A 25,803-nucleotide genomic window follows, 5' to 3' on the forward strand; every position below is an offset into this window, starting at 1 on the left:
ACTGTTTCGTATCGATCGCGTCAGCTCGAATGCGGAACACCCACCCTGCAGACGGAAGCCCTTACCGTGCAACTCATCGATAACCGAGCGTTGATCAACGATGCCTTGAGCCAGTCTGCGGAACTGACGGGAGGACGCTTCGATCATCGCTACTGGTTGAGCAAGGTAGCGGACGTGAAGCTGCTGATCATCTCCAAGCCCGAAGTGCTTTTCGATCTTTCGGTCAAGGTGTACATCCCCTTGCCGTCAGGGCAGAAAACGCCGCTGACCTACGGCGATGGCTGGTTCAACTGGCACTTTCTCGGCAGCAAAAGCGCGGTGGTGACCATCGCCCGGGAAATCCTTGCGATCGCGATGCGCAACCAGAAAGCACCATCGCCTGTGCTGCAGGCCTGGCTGACCCAGCTGGTGACGTTCAAGCACAGCGACCATACGATCGCCGTGCTTGAACCCGAACCGCAGCAAGACCTGGCCGGCCGTTAAGCCGTTTCACCCGCCCCCAGCGCGGCCTCTTCATAATCGAGTTCGCGCAGCAGGGTTTGCAGCATCTGCTCGTCGATCTCGTGCCGTTTCCTCATGCGGTACATTTCCTTGCGCTGCACCGCGATGGCTTGAACGCGAATGACCCGCTCCAACGTCATGGTTTCACGGGCCTGGTTTGCTCGACCGTGATGGTCCATCAACGCTTCGATGTCGTGACGGTATGACTCGGTGACCCGCGCGGTCACCTCGCTGCGCAGCAATGCGCTATCCGCATCTTCCACCGGGTTGGCCTGCTTCCAGCCCTCCAGCCAGCTGACCGCTGCCTGAGCGGCCAGCCGTCGTGCCTTTTTCAGCTCTTCCCTATGTTCTTCAAAATCGTTGTTGGGTAGCTGCTTGAGGAAATAGGGAATGCCCAGCGCACCGATCAGCAAGGACAAAATGATCACTGCGGCGGCGAGGAAGATCATCAGATCACGGCCTGGAAACGGTGTATCGCCGATCATCAACGGGATCGACAGCACACCTGCCAGGGTAATCGCACCACGCACGCCGGCGACGGCGCTCAGCGCTGAGAACAAGCGAAGGGATTTGGGCTGGACGGTCTTGCCGAGCATGCGACGCACACGTGCCTCGCTCCAGTGATAGGCGAAGACGAAGACAAAGCGCACCACCAACAGCAACGCCATGATCGCCAGCGCGCTGAAAACCAGCATCGGCATGCTGTAGGACTCGTGCCCAGCCGCTTCCCAGACGCGCTCGACGATCCGCGGAAACTGCAGACCCAGCAGCAGGAATACCAGGCCGTTAAAGCTGAAGTCGAGCATCTCCCAGATGCTGCGATTGAGGATCCGGGTACTGGTCTTGACCGGCAGCATGTCGATACGGCTCTGCACCATCCCCGCCGCTACCGCCGAGAGAATGCCGGACATCCCGGCATGTTCGGCCAGGAAGAACGCGGCGAATGGCAGCAGGAGAATCATCACCACGTAAGTCGAAGGATCAAACAGATCTCGTGCGGTCATCCACTGTTTGGCCTTGCCGACCGACCAGCTCAGTCCCGCACCAATCGCGAGACCGCCCAGCGCGATGACGAAGAACTCGCCGGTAACGGTGACCAACGAGAAAGAGCCGGTGATAGCCGCAGCCAACGCGAACTTGAAGGAAACCAGGCCGGTGGCATCGTTCATCATCGCCTCACCTTCCAGCTGGTGAGACATATGCCGCGGCAGCCGTCCCTGGGCAATGGCGATCACCGCCAGCGCATCGGTCGGCGACAGGATGGCGGCCAGAGCGAAGCTCGCCCCGAGCGGAATGGCTGGCAGCAGCCAGTGAATGAAATAGCCCACCACCACCAGAATGATCAGCACGAGCACCAGCGCCATGGCGGTCATTTCCGCGCCGTGCTCGGTGAACTCGCGCTTGGGTATCTTCCAGCCGTCATAAAACAGCAACGGTGGAATGAACAGCAGCATGAATATCTCGGGCCTTAGCTCGACGCCCATGCCAAACGGTGGGAGCGCCAGCAGGCTACCCATGATGATCTGCAGAATGGGCAGTGGCAGCGGAACGACATTGGCCAGAATGCGGCTTGCACCCACTGCAAGCAGCAGCAGGAAGATGAGGTAAAGCGTTTCCATGGGGCGGGCTGGTCTCGACAGGAAAAATAGGCGGGGCGTGCGACCGTTGCGCACATACGACGAAAGTATAGTCAGGAGGTTTTGGAATATCCGCTTCGGTGTTCAGATCCGTCCGAACTAAACGCTGCGACCGCCACTCCCCGGGTGCTAAAGCACAGACGTCACCGTGCCGGCACCCCGTCACGCCTCGGGGCGGCATTTCTCAATTAACGGCCGCACCGCCCGTCGAATAAGTCCAAGCCGCCATACAGAGTGTCCAGCCGCGACGACAACGCGGCTACCTATGTCCCGTGGACTGGACAGAAAACAACTTCGTCGCAGCGCTGCATTCAGCCTGACCGTCTTCATGCTAGAGCGGTCCGGCTGCAATCTCGTGACCGGTCATCGGCGGCTGAACCTTGCTCTGTTGAGCTGGCACAGCTTTGGCTCAGCCACTACGCCCGGCCAGTGGTTCTCGGGCATCACCTCGTGGCGTCAGTCATGAAGGCATGACAACAAGAACAAGGAAACCCACATGAAAGCATCCCGTGCAAAGCGTTTTCGCAGCGCAGCCTCTCCGCGGCTGCTGTTGGCATCGCCCGCCCTGCTGGCGTTAGTGATAGCCGAGCCAACCCTAGCCGCTAACTGCAGCGAATTATCCGGTGCGCAAATACCTGCCTCGGCAATCGCTCTACCTACATCGGGCGCGAGGGTCACAGCCGCGACCCTGAACCCAGGCGGTGGCAGCGCACCACAGACATTTGGCCCACATTGCGATCTGAGCGTGGACATCGCTCCGGTCGACCCAAGCGCACCCAGCATCAAGATGCGCATCGTCCTGCCTGAACAATGGAACAGCAAAGCGATGATGTATGGCGGTGGCGGCTACAACGGCACTGTCCCCAATGTTGCCGGCAACGTCCCAGCCGGGCCGATCGACCAGCCGACGCCACTGGGCCGCGGCTATGCGGTATTTGCCAGCGATTCGGGCCACGTCGCCAACCCGGTTCATCCAGGTGACTTCGCCTGGAACGAGGAAGCCTTGGCCAACTACGGGCACGACGCCCTGAAGAAAACCCGTGATACGGCGATGTATCTGATCGAGCAACGTTACGGTCAGCCCCCGGTTCGCAGCTATTTTGCCGGTGGCTCCACTGGTGGCCGAGAGGCGCTGGCGGTGGTGCAGCAATGGCCGAAGGATTTTCACGGTGCAATCGTGCTCTACCCGGCATACAACGCCGCCGCACTGGATTTGCAGTTTGGCCGCATTACCCGCGCCTTGGCCGCGCCAGGCGCCTATCCCAGCCTGGAAAAGCGTGCCGCGCTACTGGAAGCCGCGATCCAGGCCTGTGACGGGCTCGATGGCGTGCATGATCGGGTGATCAGTCATCAGGCGGCATGCAATGCCCAATTCGATCCGGCAACAGCCAAGCTCAACGGCCGTCCCTTGCGCTGCCGTGACGGGGCTGACACAGGTAGCAGCTGCTTGTCCGATGCACAGATCAACGCGCTCAAAGTGTTCGATACGCCGATTCGTTTCAGCCAACCATTGGCCAGTGGTGAACGCGGCTATCCCGGCTTCAATACCTGGGGCACCGACCTGGGCCGTCCCGGCGAAGGCCTGCAACTGGTGGTCAATCGGCTGGGGCTGAATACCCTGCAACCCGATTATCCGATGCCCGTGCATGGCACCGGCTTCGCCGAAGGCGCGCCCTACCATTCAGGATTCTGGGACGAGTGGGTGCGCTACTTCGTGACCCGCAACCCGGCATTCAACTCCCTGACGCTGGACCCGACCGATCTCGGTCCGTGGCAGGCGCGAGTCGATGCACTGTCGCTGCGTCAGGACGTTAACCAGACCGATCTGTCGGCGTTCGTTGCCAACGGCGGCAAGATTCTAATGGCCCATGGCACCTCAGATCAGCTGGTCAGCACCCGCGCCACGGCTGAATATTACCGGCGCCTGCAGCAGGACATGGGCGTCGGGCAGACCCGCCGGTTCATGCGCTACTACGAGATTCCCGGCTACGCACACGCGGCCAGCACCGTCTTCAATGCCGCCTGGGATTCGCTGACCGCGCTAGAAAACTGGGTCGAACGCGGCGTGACACCCAAGCGCCAGGTCGTCACCGACACCATCGCCGTACCCGGTCGCACCCGCCCACTTTGCGAATACCCGGGCTGGCCGAAGTACAAGCGGCGCGGCGATGTTAACGATGCCTCCAGCTTTGTCTGCGTGAAGAGCCACATAGGCCTCAACTAGAGCCGCATAACGCCGCGCCCCACGCAGCACCTGGTGGTGCGCGGCGACCGGCTTCCAGCCGATTGGACAGCGTTTGGCCTGCCCAGGCGAACATGTCCAGCCGGACAGACAGTGCTGCCCTACCCGTTTTGTGGCCGTGCGGTCCTTGAGGTAGTGGCTGCAGGGCTCTGGCTAGAGCTCCGCGCCCGATAGCGGTGGAATGCCGGCTCTGCCGGTGCGCCTGGCACGGCATTCGCTATTCGTTGAAGGGAAACCTGGCGACACCGAACCAATAACAACAAAAGGAAGCACCATGACAGACCTCCGCAATTTCTTCGCCCGCAACCTGCTCTGTGCCAGCGTTGCACTGAGCATCACCGGCCCGGCCAGCGCTGCGTTCCTCGATGACAGCAAAGCCAGCGTCGAGCTGCGCAACTTCTACATGAACCGTGATTTCCGCCAGAGTGGCGCACCGCAGTCTGAGGCGGACGAGTGGGCCCAAGGCTTCATCATGAAAATCGAGTCGGGTTACACCGACGGCCCAGTCGGCTTCGGCGTGGATGCGATCGGCCTGTTGGGCGTCAAGCTCGACTCCAGCCCGGATCGTTCCGGCACTGGCATCTTGCAGCGCGATTCGTCCGGTCAGCCGTCTGATGACTACGGCACTGCCGGCCTGACCGCCAAAGCGAAGATGTCCGACACGACCCTGCACGTTGGCACCCTGCAGCCGATCATCCCGGTGGTGATGCGCAACGACAGTCGTCTGCTGCCCAACGTCTATCGCGGTGCCTGGTTGCAGAGCAAAGAAGTCGACGGGCTTACGCTCGACCTCGGCATGCTCGACCGCACCAGCTACCGTGACTCCTCGGACTACGAAGAGATGACCGTATTCACCGCGGGAGCACGCAACATCGTGTTGGGCAATGCCAAAACCAGCGACGAGTTTATGTTCGCTGGCGGCAAATACCAGTTCAGGCCCGAACTGACCGGTAGCTATTACTACGGCGGCCTGGATGGCATCTACAAGCAGCACAACACGCAGCTGGTCCACATCATGCCGCTCGGTGAGAACCAGAGCTTCAAAACCGACCTGCGCTACGTGCGCTCCACCGATGACGGCGGCAGCAACGTCGATAACAACGCGTTCGGCGCGCTGTTCACCTACAAGATCGGCGGCCATGGCTTCACTGGCGGTTATCAGACCCTGAGCGGCGACACCGGGTTTGCGTACGTCAGCGGTGGCGACAACATGCTGATCAACCTTTTGCAGATCAATGACTTCGGTAACGAAGATGAGAAGTCATGGCAGGTCCGCTATGACTATGACTTTGCTGCAGCTGGTATACCCGGGCTGAGCCTGATGACCCGCTACGTGTCCGGTGACAACGTCAACCTGGCCGGCGGCGGCGAAGGTGAAGAGTGGGAACGCGACACCGACATCGCTTATGTGGTCCAGAACGGACCGTTGAAGAACCTCGCCATGAAAGTGCGTAACGCTACGGTACGCAGCAACTTTGGCAGCGACATCAACGAAACTCGGGTGATCCTTAGCTACACCCTGGCGCTCTGGTAAGCGTCCTGAGCAGCACCGCAATACCTCCTCGTTGATCCTTTACCGGGCCCTTGCGGCCCGGCTTTTTTCATCCAAATCAACCTTGCGGCTCAATCACAGAGAAACGCCATTACCGGCTGGGTGAAGGCGTCGCCCGCCTCGACATTGGACAGGTGCGCAGCATCCAGCTCGACCAGCCTCGCCCCGGCGACATGCGCTTGGATAAAGCGCCCGTGCTCAGGCGTCGTGACCGGATCCTTGCTACCGCAGACAACCAGCGTCGGCACCTTGATCGCACCCAGCTGCTCGCGGTAATCGGCATCACGCACGGCCGCGCAGTTGGCGGCATAGCCGACTGGTGAGGTGTTGGCGACCATCTGGGTGATGCGACCCACCTCGACGGGATGCTGCGCCGCAAAGTCGGGCGTGAACCAGCGTGCGACAGAGGCGTCACGCATGTCGCACATGGCCTGCTCGCCACCGTGCAATACGACGTCGACACGCTCGTTCCAGGCTTCATCCGTGCCGATCTTCGCGCCCGTATTGCAGAGCACAAGGTGGGTCAGGCGTTCACCGGCATGGATACCCAGCCATTGGCCGATCAGGCCGCTCATGGACAGACCGCAGAAAGCGAAGCGATCGATGGACAAGGCATCTGCCAGGTCGAGCACGTCCTGTCCGAGCTGCGCGATGGTGTAAGGGCCAGGCGTGACGGACGAGCTGCCGTGACCGCGGGTGTCATAGCGCAGTACGCGAAAGTGTTCGCTGAACGCGGGGACCTGTGCATCCCACATCTCGAATGTCGTGCCCAGAGAGTTGGAAAGCACCAGCACAGGCGCATCCACCGGGCCATCGAAGCGGTAGAACAGTTCGCCGTCTGCGAGTTTGATGCTGGGCATGGGAGCCCTCCTGAACGTCGAGTTAGAGGTGGCAGCGCACGTGCAAGGAAGATGCTGTGCCTGCAATCACACCAGTGCCGTGGCGCGGCAAACGCAGTCGTGGGTAGCGCTGGTGGGCTGAAGCCCACCCTACTGACCCTCCTGGAAGTCGGATTTATAGGTATCCGCGAATGAGTAAGACGGCCGTTGTACAAATCATGCCGAGGCCAAGCCCACCACAGCTGTGAGAGCAATGGTGGGCTGAAGTCCACCCTACCAGCGCGCAGCACAGTTCCTGTAGGGTGGGCTTCAGCCCACCATGGCCGCGCCGATCAAACCCTTTCAACCGCCAAGGCCAGGCCCTGCCCCACACCGACGCACATGGTCGCAAGCCCGAGCTTGCCGCCGCTCTTCTCCAGCGCATGCACGGTGGTCAGCACCAGCCGCGCACCGCTCATGCCCAGCGGATGACCGAGGGCAATGGCACCGCCCTGCGGGTTGACCTTCGGGCTGTCGTCTTCGAGGCCCAGATCGCGAGTGACGGCCAGCGCCTGGGCGGCGAAGGCTTCGTTGAGTTCGATCACGTCGAAGTCGCTTACGGCCAGATTCAGGCGCTCGCACAGCTTGCGTACCGCCGGCACCGGCCCGTAACCCATGACCCGCGGCGCTACACCGGCACTGGCCATACCGAGCACCTTAGCTCGAGGCGTGAGGCCATATTTCCGCACCGCGTCGGCACTGGCCAGGATCATCGCCGCCGCACCGTCATTGACGCCCGAGGCATTGCCTGCGGTGACGGTTTTGTCCGGCCCATTGACCGGCTTGAGTTTGGCTAGCGCCTCGGCAGATGTATCCGGACGTGGATGCTCGTCGGTGTCGACCACTGTGTCGCCCTTGCGGCCTTTGATCACCACCGGCACGATCTCTTCGGCGAAGAAACCAGCCGTCTGCGCCTTGCCGGTGCGCTGCTGGCTGCGCAGCGCGAAGGCATCCTGGTCCTCGCGGCTGATCCTGTGCTCCTCGGCGACATTGTCCGCAGTCTGCGGCATGGCATCGACGCCGTACATCTCCTTCATCTTGGGATTGATGAAGCGCCAGCCAATTGTGGTGTCCTCGATTTTCTGGGTCCGGCCGAAGGCGGTATCGGCCTTGCCCATTACGTAGGGTGCGCGGGTCATGGATTCAACGCCACCGGCAATGGCCAGCTCCATTTCACCGCAAGCGATGGCGCGAAAGGCGCTGCCCACCGCGTCCATGCCCGAGGCGCAAAGACGATTGAGCGTCACACCTGGCACGGTTTCCGGCAGCCCGGCTAGCAGCGCGGCCATACGCGCGACGTTGCGGTTGTCCTCGCCGGCCTGGTTGGCGCTGCCCATGAAGACCTCTTCGACCGCCGCCGGGTCGAGCCCGGGGTTGCGTTCGAGCAGCGCCTTGATTGGCGTGGCAGCCAGATCGTCAGTTCGCACAGCGGCCAACGCGCCGCCGAAGCGGCCAATAGGCGTACGGACTGCATCACAGATAAAGACGTCGCGTGTCACTCGTCACCTCCAGCTTGTCCATGGGCGGCAGCGGTGCGTGCTTCCAGGGCGCGCAGCGCTTGCAGTTCAGTTTCGGTCGGTGCCACGGTTTCGCCCAGTTGAGCGGCGAAACGAATGGCCCAGCCGGTGTTCTCGGTCACCTGTTCGCGGGTCACGCCCGGATGCAGCGAGCTCACCACGAATTCGTTGGACCCCGCTTCGGGCTCCATGATGCAGAGGTCAGTGATGATCCCAACCGGGCCATTGCCGGGCAGCCCGAGCTGCTTGCGGTGCTCACCGCCTTCGCCGAAACCGACCGAGGTGATGAACGCCAGCTTGTCGACAAAGGTGCGGTGCGACTGCTTGAGGATGATCAGCACCTTTTTCGCCGACCCGGCAATTTCCGGCGCGCCGCCTGCCCCTGGCAAGCGAACTTTCGGTTGGTGATAGTCGCCGATCACCGTGGTGTTGATGTTGCCGTACCTGTCCACCTGGGCAGCACCGAGAAAGCCCACGTCAATGCGTCCGCCTTGCAGCCAGTAGCGGAAAATCTCTGCGGTGGGGACCACGGTGTCGGCGGTCTCCGCCAGTTCGCCGTCTCCGATGGAAAGCGGCAGCACCGATGGCTTCGCGCCGATCGGGCCGGACTCGTAGATCAGCACCACGTCCGGCGCGTGAGTCAGGCGCGCCAGGTTGGCGGCCTTGGATGGCAGACCAATGCCGACGAAGCAGACGCTGCCATTTCCCAAGCTGCGAGACGCGGCCACCGTCATCATTTCATTGGTGCTGTAGTCCTTGACCTGAGCGCTCATCACTTGGCCTCCTGCTGCGCAGCCAGCTTGACCTGAAACGCTGGAAAATCTTCGGTACCGCGAATGAATTCATCGATCCAGGCGGTGAAGGTGTCGCGGTCGCGAGCGATCGGGTCCCACTGCTGGTAGAAGCGGTTGTCGCGCTCGTAATAGCCATGCGCGTAGGAAGGATGCGCGCCACCGGGCACCAGGCACACGGCGCTCAGGGCCCAGCTGGGCAAGACGCAGGCATTCATTGGCGCCTGCAGGTCATCGACGATTTCCTCGACGGTGACGATGCAGCGCTTGGCGGCCAGGGCCGCTTCCTTCTGCACGCCGAGAATGCCGGCGATCAGTACGTTGCCCTTGCGGTCAGCCTTCTGCGCGTGGATCACGGTCACGTCCGGGCGCACGCTGGGGACCGCCGCCAGCGTTTCGCCAGTGAAAGGACAGTCGATGAATTTGATCATCGGGTTGACCTTCGGCAGATCGGAACCGAGGTAGGCGCGCAGCACGGCGAACGGCAGGCCGGACGCGCCAGCGACATAAGCATTGGCCAGATCCGCATGGCTGCGTTCTTCAATTTCCAGCGGCAGCGGCCACTGCTTTTCCACGGCGTCACGCAGGCGGTGCAGCGAGCCGACGCCGGGATTGCCGCCCCAGGAAAACACCAGTTTCTTCGCGCAGCCCGCGCCGATCAGCAGGTCATAGACCAGATCCGGGGTCATCCGTACCAGGGTCAGGTCTTTCTTGTCCTGGCGGATAAGCTCGTGGGCGGCAGCGGTGGGAATCAGGTGCGTGAAGCCTTCAAGCGCAACGGTATCGCCGTTGCTGACGAAGCGATCCACTGCTTCGCGAAGGGACAGGAGTTCGGCCATGGGTCTGTCTCGTGTAGATAGCGAATGCGCGTGATGCGCTTGCGATCCACACTAGCCATCGAGCCCCAGCAGAACAATCCGATGATCGACTAGCTGTGCGATTAGCGAACACAAACCGTTAACCATCCAAGGCTGGCCTGCCCTTGGCCAACCGGCGTATCAGTGGAACAAACGGGTGCTCAGTTCCTTGCTCGCCTCCAGCAACACCGGCAGGAAGCGCGTTTCGAGCTCCTGCTTGGTCATGCGGCTGGCGTGGGTACCAACGTTCAGCGCGGCCAGCACTTGGCCAGCGGAATCCTTCAACGGCACCGCCAGCGAACGCAGGCCGACCTCCAGTTCCTGGTCAATGATCACCCAGCCCTGCTGCCTGACCTCGGCGATCGAGGCACGGATGGCTTCAGGCGTATGCAGTGTGCGGCTGGTCTTGACCTGCAGGTTGGCGTGTTCCAGATAGTCGTCCAGCGCGGCATCGTCCAGCGCCGCCAGCAGGATGCGGCCCATGGAGGTGCAATAAGCCGGCAGCCGGCTACCCACGCTGAGGTCGACTGAAATCAGCCGCTGTGGCGTGGCAGAACGCGCCACGTAGAGCACTTCATCGCCCTCCAGCGTGGCCATGGAGCAAGCTTCGTGCAGCTCGTTGCTGAGCCGATCCAGAATCGGCTGGGCAGTCACGGCCAAGGGTGTTGATGAGAGGTACGCATGGCCGAGCGTCAGAACCTTGGGCAGCAGCGAATAGGTGCGTCCATCGGTGGTCGCGTAGCCCAGCTTGATCAGCGTGTACAGGCAACGCCGCACTGCCGCACGGGGGATCTCTGTGCGGTGGCTGATCTGAGCAATGGTCAGATGGCGCTTGCGTTCCTGAAACGCATGAATCACGGCCAGCCCCCGCGCCAGGGAGGTCATGAAGTTCGGGTCGCCAGTCAGGGCCTCGATGCGTTTGGCCGGCGACGCCACGATGGCCGGCGCCATGGACGGGAGATTGGAGCGGGATTCGTCGTTCATGGCGGGCGTCCTTGGCGGATAAGCGATGGGCGATTATCGACCAACAGCTCGATAGTCACAAAAGCACATCCACCACAACGCAACAACTACTACGGAATCACTCCGGTTTGGCTTCTGTATCGCTCGGCGCAGCACCGAAGTTCACTGGCAGCGATGCCCGTGAGGTGCCGGAAAAGGATGAATCAGGGCCGCCATCCACAGGCCGGCCCCGCCAAGAGGTGTACGAAGCGTCCGAGCCTGTCACAAGGCCTGCTTCGGCTATTAAACGGAGAAGCGGCCAACCAGCGCCCGAAGCCCGACGGCAAGCTGCGCCAGTTCCCGGCTGGCAGCGCTGGTCTGGTTGGCACCCGAGGAGGTTTGCATGGAGAGGTCGCGGATGTTCATCAGATTCCGATCCACTTCACGAGAGACCTGCGCCTGCTCCTCGGACGCGCTTGCAACCACCAGGTTGCGCTCGCTGATGGTGGCGATCGCGGCGGCGATCTGATCCAGTGCATGTCCAGCCGCCTCGGCCACAACGAGGGTGGAATGAGCTTGCTGATTGCTTTGCTGCATGGCCTGCACCGCACTTTCGGTCCCGTGCTGGATGCCCCCGATCATCGCTTCGATTTCCTGAGTTGACTGTTGGGTGCGGTGCGCCAGGGCACGTACCTCGTCAGCAACGACAGCGAAGCCTCGTCCGGCATCACCGGCACGGGCAGCTTCGATAGCGGCGTTGAGTGCCAGCAGGTTAGTTTGCTCTGCGATCGCGCGGATCACGTCCAGCACCTTGGTGATATCCCGCACCTTATCTGCCAGCTCGCCGACTTGCCCGGCTGTTTTGGTGACGCCTTGCGCCAGTTCGTTGATGGACTGAACGGTGCGGCTAACTTGCTGCTGCCCCTCCCGACCCGACTGCTCCGACTGCTCCGACTGCTTGGATGCTTCGGCGGTCGCCACCGCGTTGCGAGCGACTTCATCGACTGCGGCCGTCATCTGGTTTACAGCCGTAGCGGCCTGCTCAATTTCGCTGTTCTGCTGGGCCAGGCCGCGGCTCGAATCCTCTGTAACCACGTTGAGTTCTTCAGCGGCAGACGCAAGCTGTGTGGACGAGTCTGAAATGCTCATGATGGTTTCACGCAGACGGGCCTGCATGCCTTTCATCGACTCCAGCAGGCGAGCTGGCTCGTCCTTCCCGACCACCCTGATAGTCTTGGTCAGATCACCGGACGCTACGATCTCTGTTACTCGTAGAGCTTCAGCCAATGGCTGAACGATGCTGCGAATCAGCAGCCAGGCCAGAAGCGCCGTGACCAACATGGAGACGATGATCGCAGCGATCACGGCGATGCGCGAACTGTCGTAGGCTTCGGCCGTAATATTGGCCGCAGTGTTTACACCTGCGTTGTTGAAGTCGCCAAGGGCAATGAGGGTCTTCATCAACGCATCGGCATTGGTCAGCAACGTCGTGTTTAGGTAGTCACGTGCATTATCGAGACGCCCTTGGTCGACAAAGTCGATTATCTGCTGTTGATCGTTTTGATAGATGGAATAAGCCTGCGTGAATGTCTCGAACAAACGCTGTTCCTCTGCCCCAACAATAAAGCCCTTGTAGGTATCAGTGAGCTGCCCCACGTGTTGTTTCAGCTCAGCTATGTTTGCTTTGTTTTTGGTCAGCGCTGCCTGATCTGTGAGCACCAGTAATCGAAGCATAAAAATCCGTTGACGCAGGACCGACTGGTTTATGTCTTTCAGCGTCGACAGTGAAGGCATCCAATTGTCATTGATGTCATCCGCAGCACTGTCCATCTTCGCCATCTGCGTCAGTGAAAACATGCCTATGCAGAACAACAGAAGCGCAACCAAGCCGAAGCCAAGCGCAGCGCGGGCGGCAATACCGATATTTCGTAGAAACATGAGTCACTTATCCTTGAATGAGCCAACTGCGCACCGGAAGGCGTCGACGCCTTGGTGCTGGCGGACCGGCCGCACCGGTCCATGCTCACTTATCGGTAGAACTCGCCGGTTCTTCACTGCCGCTGATCTATTTATTGAAATAAAACAAGTTGATGGCTAGTGGTGGTTCTGGCCATCAATAACAACCCTTTCGCAGCCTGCCGGATATCCCGTGGCAGCACGTAACGCATCGGCGATCGCCTGCGCTGCAACAGAAAGCTCGTGGCCGGGCTTGGTCAGGATGCCCACCGGCTTCTCGATCACCGGATCGCTCAGCGCCACACAGCGTGCGCCGAGTTCGAGCATCTGCGCCCGACATAACGCCGGCACGGCGCTGACACCCAGGCCGCTGGCGACCATACGTCCGACCGTTGCCAATTGATGACTCTCGAACTGCACCGGCAACTGACGACCGCGCGGACGCAGATGGTCTTCGAGCATGACGCGCACCGTCGATGGCCGCTGCAAGGTAATGAAGGGATGCTCGAGCAAAGCGTCCCAGCTCACTTCGGCCTGGCTTGCCAGCACCGAATCGGCCGGCACCACCGCCACGAAACGGTCGGTGTACAGCGGGGTGAATGTCAGAGGCGTGCTGGGTTCAGGCTCGAAGGCGATCCCGATTTCTACCTGGCGGTCACGGACCATTTCCATCACCTGCTCGTTGATCACGTCATGCACGGTGACGCTGATCGAGGGGTAGCGGTCGCGAAAGGTGCGCAGTACGGCTGGCAGCAGATTACCGGCGAAGGACGGCATCGAGGCCAGCGTCACCCTGCCCTGTTTCAAGGTGAAACGCTGGCGCAGCTCGTCCTCGGCGTTGTCCCAGTCGGCGAGCAACCGACGCGCCAGGGGCAGCAGCGCCTCGCCTTCGGGCGTCAGACTGACGGCCCGCGTGGTACGACTGAACAGGCGACCTCCGAGCCCGTCCTCCAGCGCCTTGATGGTCAGGCTCAGCGCCGATTGCGACAGGTGCAGCCGTTCGCAGGCCTGAGCGAAGCTCAGGGTGTGGGCCACAGCGAGAAACGCACGGAGTTGTTTGACGGTCATTGACTCGGATCCGGGAGAGCGCATGACGGCGCTTTGTTTCGTTTTATCAATCAATCGCGCTTAAAAATCAACTTAACAAATCAGTCACACAAGGGAACACTCGATTGCAGCTCACCAAAGACAACCCAACAACAAAAAGGAAATGTTTATGGCTGGTTTCGACAAGCGCGTGAATTCCTATGCCGAGGCGCTCGACGGGCTCGAGGACGGCATGACCGTTCTGGCCGGTGGCTTCGGTCTGTGCGGCATTCCCGAGAACCTGATCGCCGAGATCAAGCGCAAGGGCACCCGCGACCTTACCGTGGTTTCCAACAACTGCGGCGTCGACGGCTTCGGCCTGGGTGTGCTGCTGGAGGACCGGCAGATCCGCAAGATGATCGCCTCCTACGTGGGCGAAAACGCGCTGTTCGAAAAGCAGCTGCTGGATGGCGAGCTGGAGGTCGAACTGACGCCTCAGGGCACGCTGGCTGAAAAGATGCGCGCAGGCGGCGCCGGCATTCCCGCCTTCTACACCGCTACCGGATACGGCACCCCCATCGCCGATGGCAAGGACGTGCGTGAATTCAACGGCCGTCCGCACATCCTCGAGCACGCCATCACCGGCGACTTCGCCATCGTCAAAGGCTGGAAGGCCGACCGCTACGGCAACGTCATCTACCGCCACACCGCGCAGAACTTCAACCCGCTGGCTGCCGCCGCAGGCAAGGTCACGGTCGTCGAGGTCGAGGAAATCGTCGAGCCCGGTGAGATCGACCCCACCCAGATCCACACGCCCGGCATCTACGTCGACCGCATCATCTGCGGCACCTTCGAGAAGCGCATCGAAAAGCGCACCGTCCGCACTTAATCAAAAGAATAAGAGGAATCGACGATGGCACTTTCCCGTGAACAAATGGCCCAGCGCGTCGCCCGTGAGCTGCAGGACGGCTTCTACGTGAACCTCGGCATCGGCATCCCGACCCTGGTCGCCAATTACGTGCCCGAGGGCATGGAAGTGATGCTGCAATCGGAGAACGGCCTGCTCGGCATGGGCGCGTTTCCCACAGAAGAAGAACTCGATGCCGACATGATCAACGCCGGCAAACAGACCGTCACCGCACGCGTCGGCGCCTCCATTTTCAACTCCGCCGAATCCTTCGCGATGATCCGCGGCGGGCATATCGACCTCACCGTGCTCGGCGCCTTCGAGGTCGACGTCCAGGGCAACATCGCGTCCTGGATGATCCCCGGCAAGCTGGTCAAAGGCATGGGCGGCGCCATGGACCTGGTCGCCGGCGCCGAGAACATCATCGTACTGATGACGCACGCCTCCAAGGATGGCGAGTCCAAGCTGCTGCCCAAGTGCACCCTGCCGCTGACCGGCGCCGGCTGCATCAAGCGCGTGCTGACCGATCTGGCCTACCTGGAAATCGAGAACGGTGCCTTTGTCCTCAAGGAGCGCGCGCCTGGTGTGAGCGTCGAGGAAATCGTGGCCAAGACCGCAGGTGAACTGGTGGTGCCGGATCACGTACCGGAGATGACGTTCTAAATACGCATGCATTCCTTTGGGAACGCAAGCCAGACCCATCGCGATTGTGAGGGTTAGCGGCTCGTGATTGCCAGCAAGCTGGCTCCTACGGCAGCGTGCGAGTTCGGCAACGCATGCGTTAACCAGCCCCGTGATTTAGAAAATGACACACCGCCATCACAACAACATCCAATTCAAACTGGAGCCCGAACATGCAAGACGTCGTCATCGTCGCCGCCACCCGCACCGCCATCGGCGCCTTTCAAGGCAGCCTGGCCAACATCGCCGCGCCTGATCTGGGCGCAGCGGTAATCAAACGCCTACTCGAACAGACCGGGCTGAATCCCGCCGAAGTCGATGAAGTCATTCTCGGCCAGGTACTCACTGCCGGTTCCGGACAGAACCCCGCCCGTCAGGCGTCGATCAAGGCGGGCCTGCCCCATGCAGTACCCTCCTTCACCCTGAACAAGGTCTGCGGCTCGGGCCTCAAGGCGCTGCACCTGGCGACGCAGGCGATTCGCTGCGGCGACGCCGAGGTGATCATTGCCGGCGGTCAGGAAAACATGAGCCTGGCGCCCTACGTGCTGCCCAAGGCCCGTACCGGGTTGCGCATGGGCCACGCCGAGCTGGTCGACTCGATGATCAGCGACGGCCTCTGGGATGCCTTCAATGATTTCCACATGGGCATCACCGCCGAGAACCTGGTCGACAAGTACGGGATCAGCCGCGAAGCCCAGGATGCCTTCGCCGCGTCATCGCAGCAGAAGGCTGTCGCAGCCATCGAGGCCGGGCGTTTCAAGGACGAGATCACGCCCATCGAGATTCCGCAGCGCAAAGGCGACCCCCTGCGCTTCGACACCGATGAGCAGCCACGTGCCGGCACGACCGCCGAGTCGCTGGCCAAACTCAAGCCGGCGTTCAAGAAGGATGGCTCGGTTACCGCCGGCAATGCCTCCAGCCTCAACGATGGCGCCGCAGCGGTGCTACTGATGAGCGCGGACAAGGCCAAAGCCCTCGGTTTGCCGGTGCTAGCCACGATCAAGGCCTACGCCAATGCTGGCGTCGACCCGGCGATCATGGGCATCGCGCCGGTTTCGGCCACCCGCCGCTGTTTGGACAAGGCGGGTTGGTCGCTGGACCAGCTGGACCTGATCGAGGCCAATGAGGCGTTCGCCGCGCAGGCGTTGTCGGTTGGTCAGGAGCTGGGCTGGGATGCGAGCAAGGTCAACGTCAACGGCGGGGCCATAGCCCTGGGCCATCCCATCGGCGCATCGGGCTGCCGCGTACTGGTCACGCTCCTACACGAAATGATCCGCCGCGACGCGAAGAAGGGCCTTGCCACGCTCTGCATCGGTGGCGGTCAGGGCGTCGCGCTGGCCCTCGAACGTCACTAAACGGACAACGCCGGCTTATAGAGGAGGACCGACACCACGCCGTGCAGGCTCACCAAACCCTAGCAATAAATCGGCGCACGCCACGCACGTGCGCCGCCTATAAAAAAGAACAACAACACAGGATCAACAACCATGCTCAGTACCGTTACCGCCTTGAGCGTCAAGCTCATTCAGCGATACCTACCCTCGCCCTTCGTTTTTGCGATTCTCCTCAGCCTCATCGTGCTTGCCGCAAGCATGCTCGTCACCGGCCAGGGCCTGCCTTCAATGGCGAAACACTGGGGCACCGGCTTCTGGAACCTGCTCACCTTCGCCATGCAAATGGCGCTGATTTTGGTGACCGGCCACGCCCTGGCCAGCGCGCCCGCCATCCATCGCCTGCTTGCAGGCCTGGCACGGACCGCACGCACACCGGGCCGCGCCGTGGTGCTGGTCACGCTGGTGGCCTTGGCCGGCTCCTGGATCAACTGGGGTTTCGGTCTGGTGATTGGCGCGGTGTTCGCCCGCGCGCTGGCCCGTGAAGTAAAAGGCGTCGATTACCCGCTGCTGGTCGCCGCAGCTTATTCGGGCTTTCTGATCTGGCACGGCGGCCTGTCCGGTTCAATCCCGCTTTCGCTGGCCACCGGCGGCGCGGATCTGGAGCGCATGTCTGGCGGTGTCGTGACGACCGCCATCGGCGTCGGTGACACCCTGTTCACCGCCATGAACCTGACGATCATCGCGCTGCTGGTGATCGGTTTGCCGATCCTTAACTGGGCCATGCATCCCAAAGACCCGAAGGTCGCGGACCCGGCGAAACTGCTCGATCCCGCCCATGAGGCCCTGCCGCGCAACACCCTTGCGCAGCGCATGGACGACAGCCGCATCCTCAACCTGATCATCATTGCGCTGGCTGTGGTCTATTTCGGCTACTACTTCGCCGAGAACGGCTTTGCCCTGACGCTGAATATTGTCATCGGCCTGTTTCTGTTCATCGGTCTGGCACTGCACGGCTCGCCGGAGCGCTACATGCGCGCGGTGCAAGACGGCATCGGCGGCATCAGCGGCATCGTTATCCAGTTCCCGTTCTACGCCGGGATCATGGGGATGATGATTGGCGCCAATGCCGAAGGGCTGTCGCTGGGTCGGCAGATCACCGACACCTTCATCGCCTGGTCATCGGCCGATACCTTCCCAGTCTTGGCTTTCCTCAGCGCCGGTCTGGTCAACGTGTTCGTACCGTCGGGTGGCGGTCAGTGGGCGGTGCAAGGGCCAATCATGCTGCCAGCCGGCCAGGCGCTGGGTGTGACGCCCGCCGTCACGGCCATGGCGATTGCCTGGGGCGATGCCTGGACCAACATGATCCAGCCATTCTGGGCGCTGCCCATTCTCGGCATCGTCGGGCTCGGTGCACGCGACATCATGGGCTATTGCCTGCTGATGCTGGTGTACTCGGGCATCGTCATTTCAGGCTGTCTGTATTTCTTCGGCTGATGCGAAGTCCGGTAGGGTGGATGTCGCTTTTTACAACCACCGTGACCGCTCGGTGGATCGCCACCCGGTGGATCGGTGAAGCGTGATCCACCCTACGTGAGCAAGGAGACTGCGCAGATGGGAACGTTCTCTTCAGCTCGGTAGGGTGGATGTCGCTTTTTACATCCACCGTGACATCGCTAGGTGGATCGTCACCCGGTGGTCGTCACCTGGTGTTTCGCCATCCGGTGGATCGGTGAAGCGTGATCCACCCTACGTGAGCATGGGGATGGGTGGGCCAGGGGCTGTAGCGCTATTGAAGGGCTGCCGAATTGTCTTCGGCTGATAGGCTAAGGCCGGCACTTTGAGGGCTGGCCTGCGCTAACGGAAAACCCCGCAAATGCGGGGTTTTCCTTGAGTCCAATTTGATCTGGCGAGATCAGGCCGCGTCAGATGCGGAACTGGCGCACCAACCCACCCAGACGTTCACCCACATTGGCCAGGTTGCGTGCGGTCTGCGCGCCCTGCTGAGTTTCTTCAGCAACGTTCTCAACGGCTGTGGCGATTTGATGGACGCTGCGGTTGATCTCTTCAGCCACTGCGGTCTGCTCTTCCGCCGCGCTGGCGATTTGCGCGTTCATGCCGTTGATGGTGGCGATGAGGTGAGCGATGGCATCCAACGAAGCGCCTGCCTGGTTGGCCTGGGCACTGCTGGCATCACCCGCTTCGCTGGAGCGACCCATGGCGGCGACGGCCTGTTTGGCGCCGGTCTGCAGGCGATCGATCATGCCCTGGATTTCCTGGGTGCTCTGTTGGGTGCGGCTAGCCAGCGCACGAACCTCGTCGGCTACGACCGCAAAGCCGCGCCCCGCCTCACCGGCACGCGCCGCCTCGATGGCAGCGTTGAGCGCCAACAGGTTGGTTTGCTCGGCGATCGAACGGATCACGTCGAGCACACCCACGATGGCATGCACGTCCTGCTGCAGCGCATCCAGTGAAGTGCCGCTGCTGCGGATCTCTTCAACCAGCGAGTGGATCTGGCGAATGCTGGAATCCACCACGGCTTTCGCCTGTTGGCCTTCCTGATCGGTTTTTTGTGCAGCTTCAGCGGCGCCTTGGGCGCTATGGGCGACTTCCTGCGCCGCGGCCGACATCTCGTTGATTGCCGTGGCGACCTGATCGGTTTCCTGGCGCTGGGTCTCCATGGCCTTCTCGGAGCGCTGTGCCTGGGAAGCGACCTCGGCGACCATGCCGGTCAGTTGGCCGGTCAAATCCGCGACCTGGCTGACCATGGTGTGGATCTTGCCGACAAAGCGGTTGAACGAGCCGGCCAGCTGGCCAAGTTCGTCACTGCGATCTTCCGGCAGGCGGTGAGTCAGGTCACCATCACCAGCCGCGATGTCATCAAGCTGGGCGCGAATGACCTGGATCGGCTTGACGATGGAGTTGCTGATCACCACGCCAGCGATACACAGCGCTGCCAGCATCACGCCAGCGATGACCAGGATGCTGGTAAGGATCGAGTTGACCCGGCCATCGATTTCCGTCCTCACCTCGCTCAAGGCCGATTCAATGTTGTCCAGGTTGATCGCCGTACCCAGCGCCAGGTCCCACTTGGGCAGGTAGTAGCTGTAGGCAAGTTTCGGCACCGATACCTTGTCGTTACCGGGCAACGGCGATGAGTAATTCACGAAGTAGGTGTTGTTTTTCGCTACGGCCACCAACTCACGGTTGATGTAGACGCCGTTGGAGTCGCGACGGTCGCTCAGGTTGGAGCCTACATCCACCGGACTCTCGCCGCGGAACAGCCGAACCACATTGGAATCATGGCCGAAGAAGTAACCGTCCTTGCCGAACTTGATCTTCCGGAGGATGGCGATGGCCTCGGCACGACTGGCCAGATCCCCTTGCGCGGCCGGCTCGTAGAGGTGAGACACGCTGCTCACACCAATCCGCATGTAATCCTCGAGTCGTGTCCGAGCGTCGTCGATCATCCGCTCGCGGACGGTCTCGATCTCTTCTTCAGCCAGGGAATGAAGGATCTGGGCAGCCGCACCGCTGAGAACCAACGCGAACAGCGTGACGGGCACCAGTGCGAGAAGCAGGACTTTAATTTTCAAGGTGAGACGCATGGAGTGGCATCCAAGATGTGTGAGTACTGATGAGTCATCGGCTGACCAGGCGGGAACTTGACGCCGAAAAATCGTCTCTGGTCGATCAAGCGACGAACAGCGCACTTTTCGGAAAATAGCCTTCGCCAACGCTTTCCTTCATAGCCGTGATTTTTTTCATGAGCCGCGGACAGCCGAAACCGAGCGCCCTCCATCGGTGCGCGATTGTTGTGCGTGCGGCAACCTGACGCCTCTAATTACCACCCGCTTCCCCAATATCCCGCAAGTGCTCTAGAACAGCCGTTTCGCTTGATTTCACAGGCTTTTCCGCCCGTCCGGATTGGTTATCCGAACAGATAAACGGCGCAACTTCTTCTAACAACTCTGTGTCGCAGTTAACAGACCATGCACTGGTTTTGTGTAGTTGCAACTGTTCGCAACAGAGCTGCGTTGAAGCTGGCGCGAGTGACTTCCAGTAGTACGCCAACGGCTCTTGTTCGATATGGAGTGGGTCGACGTTCACCGTTCTAAGGGACGGTTGTTAATTGTTCAGGGATAGGGAAAAAGAACGATGCTCTTCAATTCGATGGTGTTCATCGCCGGGTTCCTTCCGGTGGTGCTTCTGGGCTTCATTCTCCTCGCAGGCTCCGGCAGACAACGTTACGCCGCGATCTGGCTGACGCTAGCATCACTGGTGTTCTATGGCTGGTGGAACCCCGCTTACGTGCCGCTGCTGGTGGGCAGCATGGTGGTCAACTACCTGATAGGTGGTTACCTGATGCGGCGGCCCTCGCGGAGCCTGCTGGTTCTCGGTGTGGCGGCCAATGTCGCGTTGCTGGGCTACTACAAGTACACCGGCTTTCTCTTCGGCACGCTCGACAGCGCCTTCGACCTCGGATGGTCCGTGGGCGACATCATCCTGCCGCTGGCGATCTCGTTCTTCACGTTCCAGCAGATCGCCTATCTGGTCGACGCGCACGACGGTGAGGTCGCCGAGCATGATTTCGTCAATTACTGCCTCTTCATCAGTTTCTTCCCGCAGCTGATCGCTGGTCCCATCACCCATCACGGCGAAATGCTCAAGCAGTTCAACGACAGCAGCACCTTCCGCCCGCGGCTCGACAATATCTCGCTGGGCCTGACTGTCTTCGTGCTCGGCCTGTTCAAGAAGGTGATCCTCGCCGACCCGCTGGGGGAAAACGCCTCGCCAATCTTCGCGATTGCCGCCGATGGAACGGTGCCTTCGCTATACGACGCCTGGTACGGCGCGCTCAGCTATACGTTGCAGATCTACTTCGACTTTTCGGGCTACAGCGACATGGCGATCGGCCTGGGATTGATGTTCGGCCTTCGCCTGCCGGTCAATTTCAACAGCCCGTTCAAGGCGCATAACGTCATCGACTATTGGTCGCGCTGGCACATGACGCTGACGCGCTTCCTCACGGCCTACATCTATAACCCCATCGTGATGCGCATCACCCGCGCACGGATGGCCGCCGGTAAGCCGTTGCCACGGCGAGGCAAGATGAGCCTTGGGACCTTTGTCGTACTGATCGCCTACCCCACCGTGCTGACCATGTTCATCTCGGGCGTCTGGCACGGTGCGGGCTGGCAGTTCGTGGTGTTCGGTCTGTTGCACGGCTTCTATCTGGTCGTCGTCCACGGCTTCCGCGCCTACAAGGCGCGCCGTGGTTTGCCGCTGGACAGCGACAAGCTCTGGCATCACACCGGCGCAGTCCTGTTGACTTTCTTCTGCGTCGTCGTGGCCATGGTGTTTTTCCGGGCCAACAGCGTGACCGCGGCGATGGCGATGCTGTCAGGCATGGCTGGCTTGAGCGAACTGAGCACCAAGTTCGATAAGTCCGACTACCTCACCGTCGCCGTGCTGCTCGCCTTTGTCTGGTTCATGCCCAACGTGCAGCAATGGATGGCCGGCTTCCGCACTGCCCTGGACGCCCAACCGCGCGAGAACTGGCTGCTGCGCTGGTTCCCGATCGCGGTATGGAGCCCGACGCCGGTCATCGGCTTGGCCGTGGGCGTGCTGGGCTTCTTCGCCCTGGCCGTGGCGTTTTCCGTGGCCCCTACCGAATTCCTCTATTTCCAGTTCTGAAACCGTCTACAAGTAAGGAGTGACACGCTAATGGATCAGCTTCTCTGGTTAGCGCAACACCCTGATCTTGGCAGCGCTATCGGCGAGGCCAAACGCGAAGCCGACCCCTTCACGCGTCTGGATCTGGCCGCGAAGCTGGCCGGCTACCGCCGCGATTTCACGCTCACCACCCGGCTGGACCGGCTCGCAAGCGAAGGCTTGCGCGCGCTCGCGAACGGCGAAACGACCAGCAGCGGGCTGCGACCGTTGCGCATCGCCCTGCTGTCATCGCATACCGTGGATCATCTGGTGCCAGCGATTCGTGTCGCGGGGCTGCAGCGTCGCCTGGCGCTCTCGGTGCACGTCGCGCCCTATGGCATGTACCGTCAGGCGCTGCTGATGGACGACGCCGAGCTCGCCAACTTTGCCCCGCAACTGATCGTCCTGGCGCTGGATGCGCGAGACGCGCCCCTGCAGTTGCCGCTCGAAGCCTCGCAGGCAGACGTCGACGCCGCGGTCGCCGAACGGGTCGACGAGTTGCGCCTGCTGTGGCGCCGGGCACGCGAGCGCTATGCCGCCCAGGTCGTCCAGCAAACCATCGTGCCCGCCGACCCTCCGATTTTTGGTTCATTCGAAGCGCTGGTTCCGGCCTCACCCTACGCACTCATCGATCGCCTCAATGCGGCCATCCGTGCTGCAGCCCGAGAAGACGGCGTATTACTGATGGACCTTGCCTGGGAAGCCGCCCGTGGCAGTTATGGCGACGGCCTGGCCGAACCGGTGCGCTGGCATCAGGCCAAGCAATTGGTCAGTCCGAACCTGGCGCCGCTGTATGGCGACCAACTGGCTCGCATCGCGGCCGCCAGCATCGGTCTGTCGCGCAAATGCCTGGTGCTGGACCTGGACAACACCCTGTGGGGCGGCGTGGTCGGTGACGATGGTGTAGACGGCATCCATCTCGGCCAGGGTTCGCCCAGCGGCGAAGCCTTCCTCGCCTTCCAGCGCTACGCAGCACAGCTGGCGCGCCGCGGCATCATCCTCGCGGTGTGCAGCAAGAATGATCTGAGCGTGGCCGAAGCGGCGTTCAATCATCCCGAGATGGCGCTCAAGCGCGGCGACATCGCGGCCTTCGTCGCCAACTGGGAAGACAAGGCTGGCAACCTGCGGCGCATCGCCTCGATGCTCGACATTGGGCTCGACAGCCTGGTGTTCGTCGACGACAACCCCGCCGAGCGCGACATCGTGCGTCGCGAGCTGCCGGAAGTCGCGGTGCCGGAACTGCCGGATGACGTGGCCGACTACCCGGCACGCGTGGCCGCCGCCGGGTACTTCGAGGCCGTCTCCTTCACCTCGGACGACGCCACACGCGGGCGCAACTATGCCTTGAACGCTGAGCGCAAAGCCGCGATGAGCCAGGCCACCGACATGGAAGGTTATTTGCGCGGCCTGGAGATGGTGCTGACCGCCACCCCGATCGGCGCCGCCGAGCTGGCCCGCAGCACGCAGCTGATCAACAAGACCAACCAGTTCAACCTCACCACGCGCCGCTATAGCGAGGCGGAAGTCGAGCGCATCGCCAGCGACCCGGCGGCGGTGGCACTGGCAATCCGCCTGGCCGACAAGTTCGGTGATAACGGCCTGATCAGCGTCGTCCTGGCGCGCCCGGATGCAGCTGTCGCTAGCGACACGCTGCTGATCGACAGCTGGCTGATGAGCTGCCGTGTACTGGGTCGCCAGGTCGAAGACGCGGTGCTCGATGTGCTGACTAACGCCGCCACCGCTGCCGGCTATCGCGCACTGATCGGTGAGTACCGGCCAACCGAACGTAACGGCATGGTCGCGGAGCATTTCCCCCGTCTGGGCTTCGTCCAGCATCCCGCTCCCGCTGACAGCACCCGCGACGCCACCTTCTGGCGGTACGAATTCACCTCCCCTCGCACGCCCAACCATTACATCGAGGTATCGGCATGACCGAAGCAGAAGTACTCAAGCAACTCACCCCGGTTTTCCATGATGTGTTCGATGACGACAGCATTGTGCTGTCGCCAGAAATGACCGCCAACGACATCGAGGGCTGGGACAGCCAGACCCACGTGATGCTCACGGTCGCCGCCGAACAACGCTTCGGCATCAAGTTTCGGACGGCGGAGCTCGAGTCGCTGCGCAACGTCGGCCATTTCGCCCAAGTCATCAGCGCTAAGCTGGAGGGGAAATAATTCATGATCCAGACAGCAGATGTGCCCAGGGACGGGAGCGATGCCGAACAGGGAGCAACCAGCGCGGCCAGCGTGCCGGGCCGGGTACGTTCGCGGTATCTGCTGTCGTTGTTTGCCGGGCTGTTCGGCGCACTGGCGATATTTTGCCTAACGCTGTTCGCGCTGAACCGGACCGGCAACCTGCCACCCCCGGCGTTCTCCAATATTTCCTGTGTCGATGAAAAACTCAGCTTCTTGCGCGACAACCCGATCCAGTCGCCTAATCTGCTGATCATCGGGTCTTCCGTGGCCTGGCGCCACGTGGACGGCCATGTGCTGACCGAGGCATTGCCCGGGGTGCGCCCCATGAACGGCGCCTTTTGTGGATTGTTCGCCAACCAGTCGACCTACGTAGGGCATTGGTTGCTAGACCGCCAACCCAGCATTCGCAGTGTGGTGATGATTGCCGACCCACAGGATTTCGCCGGTTGCTGGCGTGTACCTACAGCGGTGCTCAACCGTGAGCACGTCGACCCTTACGTTTATGAAAACGCCTCACCTTGGGGCCACTACATGCGTTATTTCTCGCCGAAGTCGTTGGCGCGCAACGCGTTGACGGTCAAGGCTCAGCGCGCCGGAGAAATCGAGTGGGACCCGCTCGTATTCAATCGGTTCGGTGATGGCCCGCTGGTGACCAGCAATACCCGTGAGCTGCTGTATGGCCGACCCGAGCCGTTGGATGCCAGCTGCTTCGCGGCACTGGGCAAGATGAGCGCGCGCCTGGCGCAGGAAGGCCGAGAGCTGATGGTCGTCTCCACACCGCTGCACCCGCAGTGGAAGGAAAAGTACGATCCAGACGGTACGTTCCTGGCCGACTTCGACAAGCAAATCATGGAAACCCTAAACGCCACCGGTGGCACCTACTGGAATGCCGACAAAGACTGGAATACGCCGGTGTCCTCCTTTGTCGACGCGGTACACCTGCGCTGGTCAGTCGTCCAGGGATTCACCGCAGCCCTGGCCGAGCAGATGCGCGACGCCGCAATCGCGCCTGCCCCATCCTCGACGCTGGAAACCGCGAAGCTGCCCTGACTGGCTGCCGTCGAAATCAAAA

The 25,803-nt window shown here is 61.5% G+C and carries 20 protein-coding genes; 11 read left to right on the forward strand and 9 right to left on the reverse strand.

Going from position 1 to position 25,803, the window contains the following annotated elements:
* Nucleotides 1-66 precede the first annotated feature (66 nt).
* Entirely contained in the window at nucleotides 67-483 is a 417-nt protein-coding gene (locus C1896_12575; GenBank protein ID AZZ45651.1) for a hypothetical protein, read from the forward strand.
* Here the strand turns inward: C1896_12575 and C1896_12580 are convergent.
* Complete coding sequence (locus C1896_12580) at nucleotides 480-2,120, reverse strand: Na+/H+ antiporter (GenBank protein ID AZZ45652.1); 1,641 nt, start codon at nucleotides 2,118-2,120, stop codon at nucleotides 480-482. The two genes, C1896_12575 and C1896_12580, sit on opposite strands and share 4 nt — an antisense overlap.
* Before the next feature lie 514 nt (nucleotides 2,121-2,634).
* Between C1896_12580 and C1896_12585 the strand changes: the two genes are divergently transcribed.
* Together C1896_12585 and C1896_12590 are read left to right on the forward strand one after the other, a co-directional pair.
* On the forward strand, nucleotides 2,635-4,362 hold the full coding sequence (locus C1896_12585; protein ID AZZ45653.1) for a tannase/feruloyl esterase family alpha/beta hydrolase: 1,728 nt from the start codon (nucleotides 2,635-2,637) through the stop codon (nucleotides 4,360-4,362).
* A 292-nt stretch (nucleotides 4,363-4,654) separates the two neighbouring features.
* Nucleotides 4,655-5,914, forward strand: a complete 1,260-nt coding sequence (locus C1896_12590) for an outer membrane porin, OprD family (protein AZZ45654.1) — start codon at nucleotides 4,655-4,657, stop codon at nucleotides 5,912-5,914.
* An 89-nt stretch (nucleotides 5,915-6,003) separates the two neighbouring features.
* Here C1896_12590 and pcaD read toward each other — a convergent pair whose 3' ends face one another.
* The 7 genes from pcaD to C1896_12625 form a co-directional block, all read right to left on the reverse strand.
* Nucleotides 6,004-6,792 carry a 3-oxoadipate enol-lactonase gene (gene pcaD / locus C1896_12595; protein ID AZZ45655.1) on the reverse strand — a complete coding sequence of 263 codons (789 nt, stop codon included), beginning with the start codon at nucleotides 6,790-6,792 and terminating at the stop codon, nucleotides 6,004-6,006.
* 311 nt (nucleotides 6,793-7,103) lie between these two features.
* Nucleotides 7,104-8,309, reverse strand: coding sequence for a 3-oxoadipyl-CoA thiolase (pcaF, locus tag C1896_12600; GenBank protein ID AZZ45656.1), 1,206 nt, complete (start codon nucleotides 8,307-8,309; stop codon nucleotides 7,104-7,106).
* Nucleotides 8,306-9,100, reverse strand: a complete 795-nt coding sequence (locus tag C1896_12605; protein ID AZZ45657.1) for a 3-oxoadipate--succinyl-CoA transferase subunit B — start codon at nucleotides 9,098-9,100, stop codon at nucleotides 8,306-8,308. Before C1896_12605 ends, pcaF begins: the two co-directional genes overlap by 4 nt.
* Nucleotides 9,100-9,957 carry a 3-oxoadipate--succinyl-CoA transferase subunit A gene (locus tag C1896_12610; GenBank protein AZZ45658.1) on the reverse strand — a complete coding sequence of 286 codons (858 nt, stop codon included), beginning with the start codon at nucleotides 9,955-9,957 and terminating at the stop codon, nucleotides 9,100-9,102. Before C1896_12610 ends, C1896_12605 begins: the two co-directional genes overlap by 1 nt.
* Nucleotides 9,958-10,116: 159 nt before the next feature.
* Nucleotides 10,117-10,959, reverse strand: a complete 843-nt coding sequence (locus tag C1896_12615; GenBank protein AZZ45659.1) for an IclR family transcriptional regulator — start codon at nucleotides 10,957-10,959, stop codon at nucleotides 10,117-10,119.
* Between the two features lie 261 nt (nucleotides 10,960-11,220).
* Nucleotides 11,221-12,855 (reverse strand): methyl-accepting chemotaxis protein, encoded by a 1,635-nt coding sequence (locus C1896_12620; GenBank protein ID AZZ45660.1) that lies wholly within the window; start codon nucleotides 12,853-12,855, stop codon nucleotides 11,221-11,223.
* Between the two features lie 156 nt (nucleotides 12,856-13,011).
* Nucleotides 13,012-13,941: a LysR family transcriptional regulator gene (locus C1896_12625; protein ID AZZ45661.1), complete on the reverse strand. Its 930-nt coding sequence runs from the start codon at nucleotides 13,939-13,941 to the stop codon at nucleotides 13,012-13,014.
* Between the two features lie 148 nt (nucleotides 13,942-14,089).
* On the opposite strand from C1896_12625, the gene C1896_12630 reads away from it, so the two are divergent.
* The 4 genes from C1896_12630 to C1896_12645 all read left to right on the forward strand — a co-directional run bounded on the left by C1896_12630 (nucleotide 14,090) and on the right by C1896_12645 (nucleotide 18,315).
* The gene (locus C1896_12630; protein AZZ45662.1) at nucleotides 14,090-14,788 is read left to right on the forward strand and encodes a CoA transferase subunit A; all 699 of its coding nucleotides are present in this window, start codon (nucleotides 14,090-14,092) and stop codon (nucleotides 14,786-14,788) included.
* A 24-nt stretch (nucleotides 14,789-14,812) separates the two neighbouring features.
* A complete protein-coding gene (locus C1896_12635) occupies nucleotides 14,813-15,469 on the forward strand; it encodes a CoA transferase subunit B (GenBank protein ID AZZ45663.1) in 657 nt (218 codons plus the stop codon).
* A 191-nt stretch (nucleotides 15,470-15,660) separates the two neighbouring features.
* Nucleotides 15,661-16,842, forward strand: coding sequence for an acetyl-CoA C-acyltransferase (locus C1896_12640; GenBank protein ID AZZ45664.1), 1,182 nt, complete (start codon nucleotides 15,661-15,663; stop codon nucleotides 16,840-16,842).
* 132 nt (nucleotides 16,843-16,974) lie between these two features.
* A complete protein-coding gene (locus tag C1896_12645) occupies nucleotides 16,975-18,315 on the forward strand; it encodes a short-chain fatty acid transporter (protein AZZ45665.1) in 1,341 nt (446 codons plus the stop codon).
* Between the two features lie 428 nt (nucleotides 18,316-18,743).
* Here the strand turns inward: C1896_12645 and C1896_12650 are convergent, their stop codons facing one another.
* On the reverse strand, nucleotides 18,744-20,426 hold the full coding sequence (locus C1896_12650; protein AZZ45666.1) for a chemotaxis protein: 1,683 nt from the start codon (nucleotides 20,424-20,426) through the stop codon (nucleotides 18,744-18,746).
* Between the two features lie 550 nt (nucleotides 20,427-20,976).
* Here C1896_12650 and C1896_12655 point away from each other — a divergent pair.
* From C1896_12655 to C1896_12670, 4 genes are all read left to right on the forward strand, one after another.
* Nucleotides 20,977-22,515 (forward strand): MBOAT family protein, encoded by a 1,539-nt coding sequence (locus C1896_12655; protein AZZ45667.1) that lies wholly within the window; start codon nucleotides 20,977-20,979, stop codon nucleotides 22,513-22,515.
* A 30-nt stretch (nucleotides 22,516-22,545) separates the two neighbouring features.
* Nucleotides 22,546-24,465 carry a methoxymalonyl-ACP biosynthesis protein gene (locus C1896_12660; GenBank protein AZZ45668.1) on the forward strand — a complete coding sequence of 640 codons (1,920 nt, stop codon included), beginning with the start codon at nucleotides 22,546-22,548 and terminating at the stop codon, nucleotides 24,463-24,465.
* Nucleotides 24,462-24,710: an acyl carrier protein gene (locus C1896_12665; GenBank protein AZZ45669.1), complete on the forward strand. Its 249-nt coding sequence runs from the start codon at nucleotides 24,462-24,464 to the stop codon at nucleotides 24,708-24,710. Before C1896_12660 ends, C1896_12665 begins: the two co-directional genes overlap by 4 nt.
* Nucleotides 24,711-24,782: 72 nt before the next feature.
* Nucleotides 24,783-25,781, forward strand: a complete 999-nt coding sequence (locus C1896_12670; protein ID AZZ47659.1) for a hypothetical protein — start codon at nucleotides 24,783-24,785, stop codon at nucleotides 25,779-25,781.
* The last annotated feature ends 22 nt before the right edge of the window (nucleotides 25,782-25,803 follow it).

It is taken from the genome of Pseudomonadaceae bacterium SI-3, assembly GCA_004010935.1.
Classification (GTDB): domain Bacteria; phylum Pseudomonadota; class Gammaproteobacteria; order Pseudomonadales; family Pseudomonadaceae; genus Stutzerimonas.

Bases quoted from the DNA above. Each gene is read 5' to 3' on its own strand.
- C1896_12580 (AZZ45652.1), bottom strand. From the start codon at position 2,120: ATGGAAACGCTTTACCTCATCTTCCTGCTGCTGCTTGCAGTGGGTGCA.
- C1896_12585 (AZZ45653.1), top strand. From the start codon at position 2,635: ATGAAAGCATCCCGTGCAAAGCGTTTTCGCAGCGCAGCCTCTCCGCGG.
- C1896_12590 (AZZ45654.1), top strand. From the start codon at position 4,655: ATGACAGACCTCCGCAATTTCTTCGCCCGCAACCTGCTCTGTGCCAGC.
- pcaD (AZZ45655.1), bottom strand. From the start codon at position 6,792: ATGCCCAGCATCAAACTCGCAGACGGCGAACTGTTCTACCGCTTCGAT.
- C1896_12605 (AZZ45657.1), bottom strand. From the start codon at position 9,100: ATGAGCGCTCAGGTCAAGGACTACAGCACCAATGAAATGATGACGGTG.
- C1896_12610 (AZZ45658.1), bottom strand. From the start codon at position 9,957: ATGGCCGAACTCCTGTCCCTTCGCGAAGCAGTGGATCGCTTCGTCAGC.
- C1896_12615 (AZZ45659.1), bottom strand. From the start codon at position 10,959: ATGAACGACGAATCCCGCTCCAATCTCCCGTCCATGGCGCCGGCCATC.
- C1896_12620 (AZZ45660.1), bottom strand. From the start codon at position 12,855: ATGTTTCTACGAAATATCGGTATTGCCGCCCGCGCTGCGCTTGGCTTC.
- C1896_12625 (AZZ45661.1), bottom strand. From the start codon at position 13,941: ATGACCGTCAAACAACTCCGTGCGTTTCTCGCTGTGGCCCACACCCTG.
- C1896_12630 (AZZ45662.1), top strand. From the start codon at position 14,090: ATGGCTGGTTTCGACAAGCGCGTGAATTCCTATGCCGAGGCGCTCGAC.
- C1896_12635 (AZZ45663.1), top strand. From the start codon at position 14,813: ATGGCACTTTCCCGTGAACAAATGGCCCAGCGCGTCGCCCGTGAGCTG.
- C1896_12640 (AZZ45664.1), top strand. From the start codon at position 15,661: ATGCAAGACGTCGTCATCGTCGCCGCCACCCGCACCGCCATCGGCGCC.
- C1896_12645 (AZZ45665.1), top strand. From the start codon at position 16,975: ATGCTCAGTACCGTTACCGCCTTGAGCGTCAAGCTCATTCAGCGATAC.
- C1896_12650 (AZZ45666.1), bottom strand. From the start codon at position 20,426: ATGCGTCTCACCTTGAAAATTAAAGTCCTGCTTCTCGCACTGGTGCCC.
- C1896_12655 (AZZ45667.1), top strand. From the start codon at position 20,977: ATGCTCTTCAATTCGATGGTGTTCATCGCCGGGTTCCTTCCGGTGGTG.
- C1896_12660 (AZZ45668.1), top strand. From the start codon at position 22,546: ATGGATCAGCTTCTCTGGTTAGCGCAACACCCTGATCTTGGCAGCGCT.
- C1896_12665 (AZZ45669.1), top strand. From the start codon at position 24,462: ATGACCGAAGCAGAAGTACTCAAGCAACTCACCCCGGTTTTCCATGAT.